Below are 15,443 nucleotides of genomic sequence, written 5' to 3' on the forward strand. Positions count from 1 at the left end.
CCGCAGGCTCGAAGCCGTGCGATGCGCTTTCAGGTAGGTCGCGTCGATCATGACGACCTTCTCCTCGCCGCCCTCGGAGGCCAGCCCCTCCATCATCCGGGCGAAGACACCCATGTCCCCCCACCGCTTCCACCGGTTGTAGAGGGTCTTGAGTGGGCCATACTCCCGCGACGCGTCACACCATCTCAACCCGTTGCGATTGATGAAGATTATGCCGCTCAGCACGCGCCGATCATCGACCCGCGGCTTGCCATGGCTCTTGGGGAAGAACGGCTTCAACCGCTCCATCTGCTCGTCCGTCAGCCAGAAAAGGTTGCTCATCATCACCCCCGTAAGTTCGGGAGCTTGAATCACGCAGGAAGGACGGCCTCAAGCCAATTAATGGGTCCTGACCCTAGCATGCGAAAAGGCCGACGGAACGTATCCCGCCGGCCAAGTCAGTGCCAAACCTGGTTCGGTCAGAACCTTGACCATGTCCCAGGGGCGTTGGCCTGCCCGGACTACTTTCCCGCCGGAAGGCGTTGCCGCACGAGCGTGGTCCAAAAGGAACTGCCCCAGGCGATCACGTCGTCATTGAAGTCGTATTTCGGATGATGCAGCCCCGCCGAGGGGCCGTTGCCGACATTGATCATCGCCCCGGGCACTTCGTTGAGCATGAAGGAGAAATCCTCGCCCCCCAAGGTCTGTGGCATGTCAAGCAGCACGTTTTCGACGCCGGCCACCTCCTGCGCCGCCTTTGCGGCCAGGTCGGTTTCCTGCTCGTGGTTCACCGTCACCGGATAGTGCCGGATGTAGTCGAGCGTTCCGACCCCACCGAAGGCCGCGGCGATATTGGCGACCATGAGGCCCAGGCGCTCTTCGATCATGTCGCGCACCTCTTCGCGCAACGTGCGCACGGTCCCCGTCATCGTCACGTCCTGCGGGATGACATTGAAGGCATTGCCCGCCTGAATCGTGCAGAGCGATACAACCGCACTGTCGATCGGATCCATGTTGCGCGAGGTGAGCGTCTGCACCGCCTGAAGCAGCGCGCCGGCAACCGGCAGCGGATCGATGGTCTGGTCGGGCCTGGCCGCATGGCCGCCACGACCGGTGATGGTAATCTTCACCTCGTCCACCGAGCCCATTATCGGCCCCGAGTTGATCGTGAACTGCCCGACGGGAAGGTTCGGGCGGTTGTGCATCCCGTAAACCTCGTTGCACGGCCAGCGCTTGAACAGGCCGTCCTCGATCATCGCACGCGCGCCGGCGCCGCCCTCTTCGGCTGGCTGGAAGATCACGATGACTGTTCCGTCAAACGCCCGGCTTTCGGCCAGATGACGCGCCGCGCCCAGCAGCATCGTTGTGTGGCCGTCATGGCCGCAGGCGTGCATCTTGCCCGGAACCTGCGAGGCGTAAGGCTTGCCGGTTTCCTCCACGATGGGCAGCGCGTCCATGTCGGCGCGCAAACCGATCATGCGGCCCGAGGTATCGCTTTGCCCGCGGATGACCCCGACCACACCGGTCCTCCCGATGCCCTCGTGAACTTCGTCGACACCGGCGGCGCGCAACGCCTCGGCCACCTTCTGCGCGGTGCGTTCCACATCATAGAGCAATTCGGGATTCATGTGCAGATCGCGACGGAATGCCGTCAGATCTTCGACCTGTTTCGCGACCCAGTTCTCGACGGCCAATGCTCAGGCCTCCTTCTTCATGCGGTAACGGAAATCGCAGTGGCTTGCGCCTTTCATGATCGTCTGGGTCCGGGTCAATTCGATCTCGGGGTTGTAACCGATACAGAAGTCGCCGTCGCGATTGCAGGACAAAAGGTGGCCGATATCGCCCAGACCCATGTCTTTATACATCTCGGCATATCGGCACTTCACAACGTTGAAGTCCATCTTGTGCTCGGTCATCTCCAAGGGTTCGATCCGCAATGCATCCTCGCGAGTCCAGGCCGGCTGTATCGCGGCAAAGTCTCTCAGATCGGGCGCGTGGCCAAGATCGTCAGCCAGCATCTTTCCCTGCTCGATGGCAGATTTCGAGCAGGCCGCGCCGATCACCGCCTCGGCCTCCTCGCGGCCCGACCGTTCCGTGATGACATCCAGAACATGCTTGAGGATCATCGCTTCGATCCTGCGTCGAAGGAGGATTGGAATGTCGTTCAGTTCCATCTTGGCCTCGGCCATTTCGGTCTCCATCACAGATTGATTTCCTTTTGATCCTGCCGTTTCAGCCAGGCCAGATAGGTCGGTGCCACGCGGCGCACGATGGCGTGCATCGGGAAGGGCGATGGCTCCGTCACCGGCAGCGCCAGTTCCTCGACCGGCTGTCCCGTGGCAGCCCGTGCCAGTTCGCGCCCGAGCGAGGTGCCCAGCGCTACACCGCGCCCGTTGCAGCCGACCCAGGCCCAGGCGTCCGGGCCAAGCCTGTGGATGCGGGGAAAGCGGTCCCAGTTCATGCCGACATAGCCGGACCAGACATACGTCATTTCCGGCACGCCCAACTCGGGGAACGCCTGCGCCAGACTGTTGGCTGCCTTCCTGCGTACCCGGTTCACGATGTCGTAGGAGCCCATGACCGCGCCGCCCGTGATCAGCCGGTTTCGCGCATCATACCGGAAGAAGCGCAGGTCGCCGCGTGTGTCCGACACCGCCTGACGGCCCGGCAGGATGGTGCGCCGCAGGTTGTCCCCCACCGGTTCGGTCGCCATCTGCCAGCTCAGCACCGGGACCACCGAATGCGCGATGCGTGGTGCCAGGCGCGGCATCAGTTCGCCGGTATAGGCGTTGGTCGCCAGGATCAGGGCGCGGGCCTTGAGTGTGCCGCCCGCGGTCTGGATGACCCATTCGCTGCCGGCCCGTTCATAAGAGGTGACGGGGCTTTCCTCGTGGATCACCGCGCCCAGATGTTCGGCCACCCGCGCCATCTCACGTGCCAGGGCCAGCGGGTTTATGTGCCCGCCGGTCGGGTTGAACATACCGCCATACCAGAAGTCGGTTCCCAGAAGTTCGGCGCATTCCCGGGCATCCTTGAGCTCGGCCGGAAAGCCATGGCGCTGCCAGGCCTCGACCCGCTTCTGCGACAGCTTCACCCGACCGGGCGTGTGGGCCGGTTGAAACCAGCCGGTCTGTTCCGCCTCGGCTTGCATGTCGAACTCGCGCACCAGATCGAACAGCACATCGGCCGAATTGCCGATCAGGCGGACCATGCGGCGCCCTGCATCGCCATAGCGCGATACCCAGACATCCGGTTCGGCCGAGGTCAGGATCGGGATGACCTGACCGTTGTTCCGTCCCGAGGCGCCCCACCCGGCGGCTTTGCCCTCCAGCACGGTTACCGCCCGGCCTCGCCGGCGAGCCTCGATGGCCGCGGACAGGCCGGTGAAACCCGCTCCGATTACCGCGACGTCGGTTTCCGCCACGCCCGACAGCGCTGGCTTCGGCGTGCGCGCCGGGGCCGTGGCGGCCCAGAGCGACTCCGGGAAGGTGACGGTCATCCCATGGCTCCTTCGCGCGCGGCGGCCGTTTCGTGCGGCAGCCAGAACCAGCGCAGGGCCTCTTCCTCGGCCGACAGTTCGGGACCGACCGTGGCATCCTGCATCCCGGCGGCGGCGGCCAACCGCCGCGCCTCGCTCAGGCAGGCGGCGAAGTCCGGAAGCTCGGCGCCTGCGCCCCCATCCTGCGCCCAGAGTGCGGACAGCGCGTCGGGACAGGAATCGTGGAACAAGTTCACCGCCCGCCAGATGCCTTCGGCGGCATCGAGGCGGTAATAGGCCAGCATGTCGAGACCGTGTTCCGAGATGAACCGGATTGCACTGGCGATCTTGTCGACGTCTTCGTCATCGAAGAACCAGTTCACCCCGAACCGCGCCCATCCCGGCCGGAAAATCGAATGGCCGCCCTGCACCGCCGCCTCGTGGCGTGTGCTGGTCTGCGGGTCAATATCGAGAAGCGCGTGCCCGTAGGGGCCCGCGCAGGAACAGCCGCCGCGGGCCTGAATGCCGAACAGGTCGTTAAGAAGGGCGACAACAAAATTGTGGTGCAAAAGCTTGCCCTTGACGCGCAGGTTGAACGAGAAGATGCCGAGACGCGGCACATTGCTGGGCCCCAGAAGTTCCATCCCCGGAATGGCGCGCAACGCTTCTTCCATCCGCCGCGTGAGCACGGTTTCGCGGGTCTCGATGCGATCCTCGTCAAGATCGCGTTTCAGCTGCATGACCATGCCGGCGCGGATGTTGTCGACGATGGCCGGGGTGCCCCCCTCTTCGCGGTGCTCAGGGTCGGAGATATAGCTGTGGCCCTCGGCCGTCACATAGCTGACCGTGCCGCCCCCCGTCAGGGTGGGGCGCACGGTGTCGAACAGGCTGCGGTCCGCGATCAGCAGACCCGAGGCCCCCGGCCCGCCGGGAAACTTGTGGGGCGAGAGAACCGCCACGTCGATCCGGTCGCCCGCCCCGGGGCTGGTTTCCGCCAGTCGCACCGCCATATAGGGCGCGGCAGCGGCGAAATCGGCAACGCAGAAGGCTCCATGCGCATGCAACAGTCGGGCCACGGCGCGCAGATCGGTTCTCACGCCAGTGACGTTCGAGGCCGCCGAAAAGGCCCCGATCTTGAGCGGCGCATCGGGGTGGGCAGCCAATGCACGTTCCAGCGCGTCAAGGCAGATCGTGCCGGCGGCGTTGAGCGGGATGCGTATGACGGTCGCGCCGCACTCGCGCCAGGGCAGGTCATTCGAGTGATGCTCGTAAGGGCCGACAAAGACCACCCCTTCGGACAGGCCCTTCATGGCAAAGGCGCGCACCATCTTGTCCACGGCCCCCGTCGCGCCCGACCCGGTGAAGATGACCGCATGATCCTTGTCGGCATCCACCGCCGCGCGGACCGCCTCGCGCGCCATTTCGCGCAGCTGCGTGGTGCGACGTCCCACGAAAGATGTCTCCGTATGGGTGTTGCCGTAGTAGGGGAGGACATGGGTGCGAATAGCGTCTTCGATAAAGCCGAGTGCCCGCCCCGAGGCGACGTAATCGGCATAGATCAGCGCGCGCGGCCCGAAGGGGCCGGGCATGGCCGTGCCCTCGCCAATCAGGGCGCTGCGGATATCTTTGAATTTGAGTGACATTTTCTGGTCCTTAGGCAACGTCGGTTTGCAGCGACGGAGGCGTCCAGTCGCGGCCGGGAATGGAGGAAAGCAGGTTCTGCGTGTAGGGGTGCTTGGGGTTCGCGAAGACCTCTGCCGTCGGTCCGCTTTCCACGATTTCGCCCTTCTGCATGACGATGATCCGGTCGCAGAGCTGCGCCGCGACACGCAGGTCATGGGTGACGAACAGCAACGACAGGTTCAGCCGTTCGCGCAGATCGGCGAGCAGCTTCAGAACCTGCGCCTGAACCGACACGTCCAGAGCCGAAACCGGTTCGTCGGCCACGATCACCTTGGGTTCCAGCGCGAGCGCCCGCGCGATGCCGATGCGCTGACGCTGACCGCCCGAGAATTCGTGCGGAAAACGATTGGCCGCGGCTGGCGACAGTTCCACCAGTTCCAGCAACCGCTTGGCCGCCTCCCGTGCGCTGGCCGGATCGGCGCCGTGCACGATGGGTCCCTGAGCAATCAGATCGACCACCCGCTTGCGCGGGTTGAGCGAGGCCATGGGATCCTGAAAGACGATCTGGATGTCCTTGCGCAAGGCACGAAGTTCCCTGGGCGTGGCGGCCAGAAGGTCCTTGCCATCCAGTTCGACCGAGCCCTCGTCGCATTCCAGCAGCCGCGTCACGATGCGCGACACCGTGGTCTTGCCCGACCCGCTTTCGCCGACGACGCCCAGCGTTTCGCCCTGCCGCAGTTCGAAGGTCAGGTTCTTGACCGCGACCACAGCCTTGCGCTTGCCCGACAACAGCCCGCCCCGCGCGGCGAAGGTCTTTTTTAACCCCGTCCCGCGCAACACGACCGGCGCCTGCGATGCAGCCTTCACCGGCGGCGGGGTGAGCGAGGGAACTGCCCCGATCAGGGCGCGGGTATAGGGATGCTGGGGATGATTGAGCACTTCGTCCGTGGTGCCGCTTTCGACCAGTTCTCCCCGGCACAGCACCGCAACCTTGTCGGCGATTTCCGCCACCACACCGAAGTCGTGGGTAATGAACAAGACGCCGGCGCCCTCATCTTCCTGAAGCTCGCGGATCAGTTTGAGGATCTGCAGCTGCGTGGTCACGTCCAGCGCCGTTGTCGGTTCGTCCGCAATGATCAGCTTGGGCGACAGAACCAGCGCCATCGCGATCATAACGCGCTGCCGCTGGCCGCCCGAAATCTGGTGCGGATAGGCGTTGTAGGCCGACTCCGGGTCGGGAATATGCACCCGCTCCAGCATTTCCAGCGCCCGCGCCTTGCGCTCGCCCTTGTTCATCCGGGTATGAAGCAACAGCATCTCGTCGATCTGCCAGCCCACCGTCTTCTGCGGGTTCAGCGCGGTCATCGGCTCCTGAAAAATCATCGAAATATCGGCACCGCGCCGCTTGCGCATCTCGGCGTCGCTCTTGCCGATCAGTTCCTCACCCAGAAAGCGGATCGTTCCGCCGGTGACGCGCACATGTGGCTCGGGCAAAAGACCCATGATCGCACCGGCGCATAGCGACTTGCCGGAGCCGCTCTCCCCGACCAGGCAGACGATCTCGCCTGGTTCGATCACGAGGTTAAGGCCCTTGAGCGCGAAAGGACGGTCGGCACCCTTGGGAAGGGAGATCTCCAGATCGCGCAGGTCGAGAACGGGACGTTTTTTATCGGTCATTTCTTCTGTCTCGGATTGAGCGCGTCATTCAGCCCCTCGCCGAGAAGCGAAAAGGACAGGACGGTCAGGATGATCGCGATGCCGGGGATCACAGAGCAATAGGGCGCGGTGCGCAGCACGGCTCGGCCCTGCCCGATCATGTTACCCCAGCTCGCATAGTTCGGATCGCCCAGCGCCAGGAAGGCCAGTGCGCTTTCCATCAGGATCGACAGCGCCATTATGACAGAGGCGTAAACCACAATGGGCGGCAGCGCGTTGGGGAGGATTTCCCGGAAGATTATCGAGGTATTGGACACGCCGAGGTTGCGCGCGGCATCCACGAATTCACGGCCCCTCAGCGACATGAACTCGGCCCGCACCATACGCGCCGGTGCGGTCCAGCTGACGATGCCGATGGCCAGCGTGATCCATTCGATCTTCGATCCCATGATGGCGACCAGCGCCAGCAGCAGGACAAAGTTGGGAATGGTCTGGAAGGCCTCGGTGATGCGCATCAGCACGTCATCGACCCAGCCGCCAAAATAGCCGGCCAACGCGCCGATCACCACACCGATCACGATGGCGACAAGCGTGGCCACCACACCGATCATCAGCGAGATCCGCGCACCATAGAAGACCCCAGAAAGAACGTCCCGGCCCAGTTGGTCGGTGCCCAGTGGCGTCTCCCAGTTCATGAACGGGGGTGTCAGCGGCTCGCCGGCGCGCCGCAGCGGGTCGCCCGGATCGACGATGCCGGCCGACAAGGCCATGAGGATCACGATGGCGAAGAGGAACAGTCCCAGCAGCGCCGCGCGGTTGCGTTTGTAGCGGCGCCAGAACATCACATAGCGTGGCGGCTCGGGCGGCGGAATTTCGGTATCTGCAAAGGTCATTTGAGTTCGATCCGGCTGTCGAGGCGCGCATAAAGCAGGTCGGTCAGGAAATTGACGATGACCACGATGATGGCGCACAGGAAGATGATGCCCATGAGCGTGTTCAGGTCACGCTGCACGACCGATTTGTAGGCCAGCTGACCCAGGCCGGGCAGCGAGAAGATGGTCTCGACCACGATCGATCCTCCCAGAACGGTGGAGAATTGCAGGCCGAGCAGCGTCACCACCGGCAAGAGCGCGTTGCGCATGATATGATGAATCATCAGCCGCCCTTCCTTCGCCCCCTTGGCGCGCGCCGTGCGGACATAGTCGAGGTCGGCCACTTCCATCACCGAGGCACGCATCAGACGCAGGTAGAAGGCCAGATAGATCAGCGAGAGCGCGGCCGTCGGCATGATCAGATGGCGCACCACGTCCCAGACATGATCCCAGCCGGTGTAGAAGGCGGCGATGGTCTTGATCCCGCCAACGGGTAACCACCCGAGCTTGACCGAAAACACCAGCATCAGCATGAGGGACAGGAAGAATGAGGGTGTCGCGTAGAAGACCAGCCCCAAGACCGAGATGAGGTTGTCGGTCAGCGAATAGGCGCGCCGCGCTGCGATGGCGCCCAGCGCGATCCCGGCCGTGAAGGCGATGCTGAGCGAGGTGGCCATCAGCAGCAGCGTTGTGCCCAGACGCTCCATCAGGACTGTCGAGACGGGTTGTTCATAGACAAACGACCAGCCGAAATCGAAGGAAGCCAGCTTGGCCATATAGCGCCAGAGCTGCACCCAGACGGGTTGGTCCAGCCCGTATTCGGCGCGCAGACGGTCGATGAAGGCAGCATCGGCGCCGCCCATGTCGCCCACCAGCGCATCGATGGTGTCACCGGGCGCCAGTTTGAGCAGGAGGAACGTCCCGATCATGATCAGGATGATCACGGGGATGGCTTGGGCAAATCGTCGGAGCGCATAGGCCAGGATCGGGGGCATCGGCACTGTCATCTTAAAGGGGTTCCTTGGTGACCGGGGGCAGCTTCAGATGAATGGCGGGCGCGCCGGAACGCGCCCGCCAGAGCTCAGGTCACTGTTCGAGCCAGAGGTCATACCAGCTGGACGAGTTCCACCGCGGGGTGTTGTGGTGGTTGTGGAGCTTGTTCGACGTCACCGAGATGAACGGATGCTCGATCGCGAAGATCACCGGCAGCTCGTCCATCGAGCGGGCCTGGATCTCGTGATACATCTCGGCGCGCTTGGCCGGGTCCAGCTCGGAGGCAGCGTCGTCGATGAGCTTGTCCATTTCCTCGTCCTTCCAGCCGAACTGGTTGGTCCAGGGCGACCCTTCCGGCTGGCCGGAACGCAGCCAGACCGTCGTCGACACGGCCGGGTCCGACCGGAACTGGTGCCAGCCGTTGGCGGTGTCGAAATCGTGGTCACGATAGACGCCGTTCAGGAAGCCGGGCGCGTCGTTGGTCAGCAGTTCGACGTCGATGCCGATCTCCTTCATCGCCTGGGCGTAATACTCGGCCCAGAGCTGGGTGTATTCGCCCCAGGGCGCGGGGCGGTGCCGCAGGTGGAAGCGGAAGCCGTCGTCCTTGACCGGGTAGCCTGCCTCGTCGAGCATCTTCTTGGCAAGTTCCGGATCATAGTCGTAGGTGGTTACCTGATCGGTGTAATTCTCGCCACCGGCGCTTGGCACCGGGCCCCGGCCTGGTTTGGCGAAGCCGCGCATAATCGTCTTGATCGCATAATCGATGTCGAGACCGTGATACATCGCCTGACGCACCTTCAGATCGGCGAGGATCGGGTTGCGGTGGTTGAACTCGACGGTCGAGTGGGCAACGTTGTTTTCATAGCCTTGGGTGCCGACGGTAAACCGGTCATCCTTGCCCAGACGTTCGATGTCCGCCATCGACACACCGATGAAACCGGATTCATGCACCTCGCCCGCTTCCAGAGCAGCGGCGGCTGCCGACTTGTCCGTCATGAAGCGCCAGACGATCCGGTCGAGATAGGGATAACCCTCGCGCCAGTAGTTCTCGTTCTTTTCGGCCATCACATACTGGCCGCGCTCATACTCGACGAACTTGAACGGACCGGTGCCGACCGGGGCCGTGTTGTATTCGTTCTTCAGGATATCGGTGCCTTCGTAGAGGTGCTTGGGCACCGGGTGCCCAAGGTCGGGCATCGCGGCGACAAAAAGGTCGAGCGGCATCGGCTTGGAATAGTTGAACACGGCCGTGTGCGGATCGGGGCAATCGACGCTTTCGAGGTTGGCCTGCAGCGACGACGAATAGTTCAGCAGCTTCTTCCACAGCTCGATGGCCGAGAAAGCCACGTCGTCGCAGGTGAAATCCTCCCCGTCATGCCACTTGACCCCCTCGCGCAGCTTCAGCGTGATGGTCTTGCCGTCTTCCGAGCCGGACCACTCCGTCGCCAGAACCGGCACGTAGCCGTCGTACGACTTGTCGATCAGCGGCTCCATGATCTTGCCGGTGATGTTGTAGACGCCCGTCGAGGCCCGCAGCGCAGGGTTCAGAATGCGCTGTTCGGAATTCATGTGAATGATCGCGGTGCCACCCTTCTGCACCTCTTCGGCAGCCATGGCGGCGAAAGCCAGAGAGCTCATCCCCCCGGCCAGGGCCAGCATCAACCCGGTCTTCTTCAGTGTCGCAGTCATCTTTTCGGAGTCTCCTGTCAGGTGGTTCGGCCGCTGGTGGCCTGTTCGGTCGTATTATGACATTACCTGACGGGAGCCGCGTTGGCTCGTCAACATATAATCTAACTTCCGCCACAAGATTGGAAAAAAAATCTACACAAACGCAAAAAGTTGGTGCTACAATCAGCGCAACACCCCTTTTCAACAGGAAAAATCTTATGCCTAAGACTGTATGGATCACCGGAGCAGGCTCGGGAATCGGCGCGGCCATGGCAAAAACCTTCAGTGTGGCCGGTTACCGAGTCGCGCTGACCGCACGCCGCCAGGATACGCTGGAAGAAGTCGCCGCCTCTCTCGCCGATCCAGACTCGGCCCTCATCCTCCCCGGCGATGTGACCGATCGCGACGGCATGGGAGAGGCCGCGAAGGCGATTGCCGCATGGTCCGGCGACCTCGGCGTGGTGTGTAACAACGCCGGCATGAACATCCCGCGGCGCACCTGGGCCGAACTCGACTGGGAAAGCTGGGACAGGCTTCTTGCCGTCAACATCACCGGCGCGCTCAATGTCATTGCCGCCTGCCTGCCGATCATGCGCGCGCAAAAGGATGGCGTGATGATCCACACATCGAGCTGGGCCGGCCGGTTCCACTCCCCGGTCAGCGGCGTTGCCTATGGCGCCTCCAAACACGCGCTGTCGGATATCTCTCTCAGCCTTAATGACGAGGAAGGCAAGAATGGCATCCGCTCCACCGCGCTTTGTCCGGCCGAGGTGGCAACCCCCCTCCTCGCCCAGCGTCCGGGCTTTGACGCAAGCAAGATGCCGGCAATGATCCAGCCCGAAGACATGGCGAAGGCCGCGCTTTTCGTGGCGGAAATGCAGCCCGGGGTTTCCGTCCCCGAAATCCTGCTCGCGCCCGTGCGCCGCTGACCCAACCGCAATTTCCGACAGAGGACCGTTCCATGACCCATCCCGTAAAAGGCATCGACCACTGCTTCGCTCTTGTCGATGACCTCGACGCAGCCGCCGCGCAATACAAAGCACTCGGTTTCACCCTGTCCCCTCGCGGCCTTCATTCCGCGGCAAAGGGGTCCGCGAACTACACGATCATGTTCCCCGACGACTATTTCGAACTGCTTGGCATCCTGACGCCTACCGAGGGCAATGCCGAGCGGCGCGAGGCGCTGGCGCGGATGGGCCAGGGTCTGCATGCCATTGCCTGCCGGATCGAAGACGCAGAAGCCGCCGCCGAGGCCCTGGCCGAACTCAGCATTCCGACTCAGGGGCTTGGCAGCTTCTCGCGCCCGGTACCGTTGCCGGACGGAACGGAAGGCGTTGCAGCCTTTTCCACCGTCTCCTTCACGCCGGCGGATACACCGCTGGGCACGGTCTTCATGTGCCAGCACAAGACTCGCGATACTGTCTGGCTGCCCGAACTTCTGACCCATCCGAACACGGCCTGCGGGCTGAGCGCTATTCTTGCCATCTCGGACGCGCCCGAAGCGGATGCAACAAGCTTTGCCCGTCTCTGGGCCGAGGGTGCGGTATCGACCGATGACGGCTTTAGCACGATCCACACCGGCCCGAATTCTGCGCCGCTGATCCTTGCCGAAACGGATCGCATGACCTCCGCCTATCCCGGGCTCGATCTTGCGGCGACCGCGCAGGGTGGTTTCACCGTGCTTCAGATCAAGGTCAGCAACCTTGATGCCGCGCGCCGTTGCGTGGAAGGCGCGAATGCAACCTGTGTCGAGACCTCCAAAGGCATTGCCGTCGCACCGCAATCGGCGGCCGGGGTCATCGTGGAGTTCGTCCCGGCATGAGCGAACCGCGGGCCCGCAAGACCGGATCGAAACCGATCGAAAGCATCACCTTCGACGAGATCGACCAGCGCATTCTAGACATGCTCCAGCAGGACAGCGACACTTCGATCCAGACGATCTCCGAGGCGGTCGGCCTGTCCACCAATCCCTGCTGGCGGCGCATCAAGCGGATGGAAGAAGCCGGCCTTATCAAGAAGCGCGTGGTTCTGGTGGACCAGACCCGCGCCAATGTCCCCCTGACGCTGTTCATCGGCCTCAGCACCTCGCGGCACGAGATCGCCTGGCTCAACCGCTTCCGCGAGCTGATCGACGAACTGCCGGAAGTGGTCGAAGCCTACCGGCTGACCGGCACGGTAGATTACATCCTGAAAGTCGTGGTGCCCGACATGGCGTCCTATGACGCCGTCTACAAGACGATGATCCAGCGCCTGGAATTCAGCCAGGTCAATTCGATGATCTCGATGGAGGAACTCAAGTTCACCACCGCGATTCCCACCAATTATCTCTGACCAAAACCGACCGCTGCCGGCCCCGCGCCGGACCCGCTCGCGATCAGACGAGGCTGCTATTGCCCGGTCCGGACGCCGACATGGTTTCTTTCGGTCGGAGGCCCTGCCAATGCGCGGCGCAGGCGGCCAAGATACACCGGACCGCCAGGCTGCCAGAAGCGTCAGGCGAAATGCGCCTGCGCCTCGTCGTCGGTTCGCATTGGCTCTGCCAGATATCTTGGCCCCTCTGCCAACAGGAAAGCCGCTGGCCAGCGGCAAAAATCGGCCTGCACGACATGCCAGTACGGCGCCATGGTTTCGAGCCAGCCGCGCATCGCCTCTGCCCTATCGGTCCCAAGGCCATCGCCTGCCACCGCGCGACTGACGCAGCCGTGGTCGCAGCGCCGGGGCCCTGTTACGTTCAGCGCCCGCAGCCTGAATCCTGTTGAGGATGCCCGCTCCGGCGCCTGTCAAAAAGACGAACGGCGCGCCGGAGACCGGCGCGCCGTTGCTGTTTCAGCAAACCCTCTGGATCAGGCCAGATCGAACCGGTCTGCGTTCATGACTTTGGTCCAGGCCGCTACGAAATCGCGCACGAACTTTTCGCCAGCGTCATCCGCGGCATAGACCTCTGCCAACCCGCGCAGCTGCGAATTCGAACCGAATACCAGATCGACCCGGCTCGCCGTCCACTTCAGCGCCTCCGTATTCCGATCCCGGCCTTCGAACACGTGCTTGTCGGTTTCCGACTGCTTCCACGCGGTGCCCATGTCGAGCAGGTTGACGAAAAAGTCGTTCGTGAGTGCGCCCTTGCGATCGGTGAACACGCCATGCGCCGCATCGCCATAAGTGGCACCCAGCGCTCGCATCCCGCCGACCAGCACGGTCATTTCCGGCGCGGTCAGCCCCAGCAGCTGCGCCCGGTCGACCATGATCTGCTCGGTCGGTACGGTGATCTCGGCATGGACATAGTTGCGGAACGCGTCGGCCCTGGGCTCCAGCGGTTCGAAAGACGCGACGTCGGTCTGCGCCTCGGTGGCGTCGACCCGGCCCTGCGAGAAAGGCACCTCGACCGCATGGCCGCCCTCTTTCGCTGCCTTTTCGATCGCCGCGACACCGCCCAGAACGATGAGATCGGCCATCGAGACGGGCTTGCCAAAGCCCGACTGGATTCCCGCCAGCACGCCCAGAACCTTCTGCAGCTGCGCCGGCTGGTTGACCTCCCAGTCCTTCTGCGGCGCAAGGCGAATGCGCGCGCCATTGGCGCCCCCGCGCCGGTCCGAACCGCGATAGGTCGCGGCCGAGGACCATCCGGTATAGACCAGCTCCGAAACAGACAGACCCGAAGCCAGGATCTTCTCCTTCAGCGATGCGATGTCCGCATCGGACAGCGCCGGCGCATCTGCCTTGGGCAGCGGGTCCTGCCAGATCAGGTCTTCGGACGGGACCTCGGGCCCGAGATACCGAACCTTCGGCCCCATATCGCGGTGCGTGAGCTTGAACCACGCGCGAGCAAAGGCATTGGAGAATTCTTCCGGATTCTCATAGAACCGTCGCGAGATCTTCTCATAAGCCGGGTCCACCTTCAGCGCGAGGTCGGTGGTCAGCATGTTGGGCGTGCGGCGCTTGCCGGGCACATGCGGGTCCTCGACGGTGTCCTGCGCCTCGGGATTCACCGGACGCCACTGGTGTGCGCCAGCCGGGCTCTTGGTCAGTTCGTAGTCGAACTCGAACAGGTTATGGAAGAACTCGTGGCTCCAGTGAGTCGGCTTCGACGTCCAGATCACCTCAAGCCCCGAGGTGAAGGTGTCGTCGCCGTTCAGGCCGTGCTTGTGCTTCCAGCCAAAGCCCTGCTCGGTCACGTCCATGCCCTCGGGCTCTGCCGAGATGTCGGTCGGGCTGCCCTTGCCGTGGGTCTTGCCGAAGGTATGTCCGCCAGCGATCAGCGCGACGGTCTCTTCGTCGTTCATCGCCATGCGGGCAAAGGTCTCGCGGATGTCGTTGGCGGCCAGCTGCGGGTCGGGGTTGCCGTCCGGGCCCTCCGGGTTCACATAGATCAGACCCATCTGCACGGCGGCCAGCGGGTTCTCCAGCGCGCGGCCTTCAGAATAGCGGCTGTTCGGTTTGTCCGACGTGGCCAGCCATTCCTCTTCCGAGCCCCAATAGACGTCTTCCATAGGCTCGTGGATATCCTCGCGCCCGCCGCCGAAGCCGAAGGTCTTGAAACCCATGGATTCAAGCGCGGCATTGCCGGCAAGGATCATCAAGTCGGCCCAGGAAATCGCATTGCCGTATTTCTTCTTGACCGGCCACAGCAGCCGGCGGGCCTTGTCGAGGTTCGCGTTGTCCGGCCAGGAGTTCAGCGGGGCGAACCGCTGCGACCCCGAGGTCGCACCGCCACGGCCGTCGCCGATGCGATAGGTGCCCGCAGCATGCCAGGCCATGCGGATGATGAAGGGGCCATAATGTCCCCAGTCGGCCGGCCACCAGGGCTGGTTATCGGTCATCAGCGCGATCAGATCCCGCTTGACCGCCGCGAAGTCCAGGGCCTTGAAGGCCTCGGCATAGACAAAGTCCTTGTCCATCGGGCTGGTGGCCGGGCCGTTCTGGTGCAGGATTTTCAGGTTCAGCTGGTTCGGCCACCAGTCGCGGTTGGAACGCACACTGTGAGTGTGCATCACCGGGCATTTGCCGGCGGTTTGGGTGTCGCTTCCGTCCATGTCTTTCTCCGATCCTGGCTGCGTCTCTTGAATACGTTGCAGACACGGGGACATCACGCCATTGGCGCCGCGCGCCCGCCCGCACATCCGGTGCTGGCGGCGCTTCCCCCCGTCGTCAGTGACCCCTCTCTAACAAAACATCGC

At 63.4% G+C, this 15,443-nt stretch carries 14 protein-coding genes; 3 read left to right on the forward strand and 11 right to left on the reverse strand.

Features of this window, described 5'->3' with window-relative positions:
* From ACFO5X_RS00080 to ACFO5X_RS00120, 9 genes are all read right to left on the reverse strand, one after another.
* Positions 1 to 321: transposase (locus ACFO5X_RS00080; protein WP_380714738.1), on the reverse strand; the 321-nt coding region annotated here is incomplete at its 3' end.
* Between the two features lie 179 nt (positions 322 to 500).
* Complete coding sequence (locus ACFO5X_RS00085; protein ID WP_380714739.1) at positions 501 to 1,673, reverse strand: M20 aminoacylase family protein; 1,173 nt, start codon at positions 1,671 to 1,673, stop codon at positions 501 to 503.
* A gap of 3 nt (positions 1,674 to 1,676) precedes the next feature.
* Positions 1,677 to 2,180 carry an L-2-amino-thiazoline-4-carboxylic acid hydrolase gene (locus ACFO5X_RS00090; protein WP_380716350.1) on the reverse strand — a complete coding sequence of 168 codons (504 nt, stop codon included), beginning with the start codon at positions 2,178 to 2,180 and terminating at the stop codon, positions 1,677 to 1,679.
* Complete coding sequence (locus tag ACFO5X_RS00095) at positions 2,180 to 3,478, reverse strand: NAD(P)/FAD-dependent oxidoreductase (RefSeq protein ID WP_380714740.1); 1,299 nt, start codon at positions 3,476 to 3,478, stop codon at positions 2,180 to 2,182. The genes ACFO5X_RS00090 and ACFO5X_RS00095 overlap by 1 nt, the downstream gene beginning before the upstream one ends.
* Positions 3,475 to 5,100, reverse strand: a complete 1,626-nt coding sequence (locus tag ACFO5X_RS00100) for an aminotransferase class V-fold PLP-dependent enzyme (protein WP_380714741.1) — start codon at positions 5,098 to 5,100, stop codon at positions 3,475 to 3,477. Before ACFO5X_RS00100 ends, ACFO5X_RS00095 begins: the two co-directional genes overlap by 4 nt.
* A gap of 10 nt (positions 5,101 to 5,110) precedes the next feature.
* A complete protein-coding gene (locus ACFO5X_RS00105) occupies positions 5,111 to 6,757 on the reverse strand; it encodes an ABC transporter ATP-binding protein (RefSeq protein ID WP_380714743.1) in 1,647 nt (548 codons plus the stop codon).
* Positions 6,754 to 7,629, reverse strand: a complete 876-nt coding sequence (locus ACFO5X_RS00110; RefSeq protein WP_380714745.1) for an ABC transporter permease — start codon at positions 7,627 to 7,629, stop codon at positions 6,754 to 6,756. Before ACFO5X_RS00110 ends, ACFO5X_RS00105 begins: the two co-directional genes overlap by 4 nt.
* Positions 7,626 to 8,615, reverse strand: coding sequence for an ABC transporter permease (locus tag ACFO5X_RS00115; protein ID WP_380714747.1), 990 nt, complete (start codon positions 8,613 to 8,615; stop codon positions 7,626 to 7,628). Before ACFO5X_RS00115 ends, ACFO5X_RS00110 begins: the two co-directional genes overlap by 4 nt.
* 79 nt (positions 8,616 to 8,694) lie before the next feature.
* A complete protein-coding gene (locus tag ACFO5X_RS00120; RefSeq protein WP_380714748.1) occupies positions 8,695 to 10,290 on the reverse strand; it encodes an ABC transporter substrate-binding protein in 1,596 nt (531 codons plus the stop codon).
* Positions 10,291 to 10,487: 197 nt separating this feature from the next.
* Between ACFO5X_RS00120 and ACFO5X_RS00125 the strand changes: the two genes are divergently transcribed.
* The 3 genes from ACFO5X_RS00125 to ACFO5X_RS00135 are packed head-to-tail and all read left to right on the forward strand — an operon-like array spanning position 10,488 to position 12,600.
* Positions 10,488 to 11,198, forward strand: coding sequence for an SDR family oxidoreductase (locus tag ACFO5X_RS00125; RefSeq protein ID WP_380714750.1), 711 nt, complete (start codon positions 10,488 to 10,490; stop codon positions 11,196 to 11,198).
* A gap of 32 nt (positions 11,199 to 11,230) precedes the next feature.
* Complete coding sequence (locus ACFO5X_RS00130) at positions 11,231 to 12,091, forward strand: VOC family protein (RefSeq protein WP_380714752.1); 861 nt, start codon at positions 11,231 to 11,233, stop codon at positions 12,089 to 12,091.
* Complete coding sequence (locus tag ACFO5X_RS00135) at positions 12,088 to 12,600, forward strand: Lrp/AsnC family transcriptional regulator (protein ID WP_380714753.1); 513 nt, start codon at positions 12,088 to 12,090, stop codon at positions 12,598 to 12,600. Before ACFO5X_RS00130 ends, ACFO5X_RS00135 begins: the two co-directional genes overlap by 4 nt.
* 161 nt (positions 12,601 to 12,761) lie before the next feature.
* On the opposite strand, the gene ACFO5X_RS00140 is transcribed toward ACFO5X_RS00135, so the two are convergent.
* Positions 12,762 to 12,914: a hypothetical protein gene (locus ACFO5X_RS00140; protein WP_380714755.1), complete on the reverse strand. Its 153-nt coding sequence runs from the start codon at positions 12,912 to 12,914 to the stop codon at positions 12,762 to 12,764.
* A 198-nt stretch (positions 12,915 to 13,112) separates the two neighbouring features.
* Positions 13,113 to 15,299, reverse strand: a complete 2,187-nt coding sequence (gene katG, locus ACFO5X_RS00145) for a catalase/peroxidase HPI (RefSeq protein ID WP_380714756.1) — start codon at positions 15,297 to 15,299, stop codon at positions 13,113 to 13,115.
* Positions 15,300 to 15,443 lie beyond the last annotated feature (144 nt).

It is taken from the genome of Seohaeicola nanhaiensis (assembly GCF_042654245.1).
Taxonomy (GTDB): domain Bacteria; phylum Pseudomonadota; class Alphaproteobacteria; order Rhodobacterales; family Rhodobacteraceae; genus Seohaeicola_A; species Seohaeicola_A nanhaiensis.

Bases quoted from the DNA above. Each gene is read 5' to 3' on its own strand.
- ACFO5X_RS00090 (WP_380716350.1), bottom strand. From the start codon at position 2,180: ATGGAGACCGAAATGGCCGAGGCCAAGATGGAACTGAACGACATTCCA.
- ACFO5X_RS00095 (WP_380714740.1), bottom strand. From the start codon at position 3,478: ATGACCGTCACCTTCCCGGAGTCGCTCTGGGCCGCCACGGCCCCGGCG.
- ACFO5X_RS00100 (WP_380714741.1), bottom strand. From the start codon at position 5,100: ATGTCACTCAAATTCAAAGATATCCGCAGCGCCCTGATTGGCGAGGGC.
- ACFO5X_RS00105 (WP_380714743.1), bottom strand. From the start codon at position 6,757: ATGACCGATAAAAAACGTCCCGTTCTCGACCTGCGCGATCTGGAGATC.
- ACFO5X_RS00110 (WP_380714745.1), bottom strand. From the start codon at position 7,629: ATGACCTTTGCAGATACCGAAATTCCGCCGCCCGAGCCGCCACGCTAT.
- ACFO5X_RS00115 (WP_380714747.1), bottom strand. From the start codon at position 8,615: ATGACAGTGCCGATGCCCCCGATCCTGGCCTATGCGCTCCGACGATTT.
- ACFO5X_RS00120 (WP_380714748.1), bottom strand. From the start codon at position 10,290: ATGACTGCGACACTGAAGAAGACCGGGTTGATGCTGGCCCTGGCCGGG.
- ACFO5X_RS00125 (WP_380714750.1), top strand. From the start codon at position 10,488: ATGCCTAAGACTGTATGGATCACCGGAGCAGGCTCGGGAATCGGCGCG.
- ACFO5X_RS00130 (WP_380714752.1), top strand. From the start codon at position 11,231: ATGACCCATCCCGTAAAAGGCATCGACCACTGCTTCGCTCTTGTCGAT.
- ACFO5X_RS00135 (WP_380714753.1), top strand. From the start codon at position 12,088: ATGAGCGAACCGCGGGCCCGCAAGACCGGATCGAAACCGATCGAAAGC.
- ACFO5X_RS00140 (WP_380714755.1), bottom strand. From the start codon at position 12,914: ATGCGCGGCTGGCTCGAAACCATGGCGCCGTACTGGCATGTCGTGCAG.
- katG (WP_380714756.1), bottom strand. From the start codon at position 15,299: ATGGACGGAAGCGACACCCAAACCGCCGGCAAATGCCCGGTGATGCAC.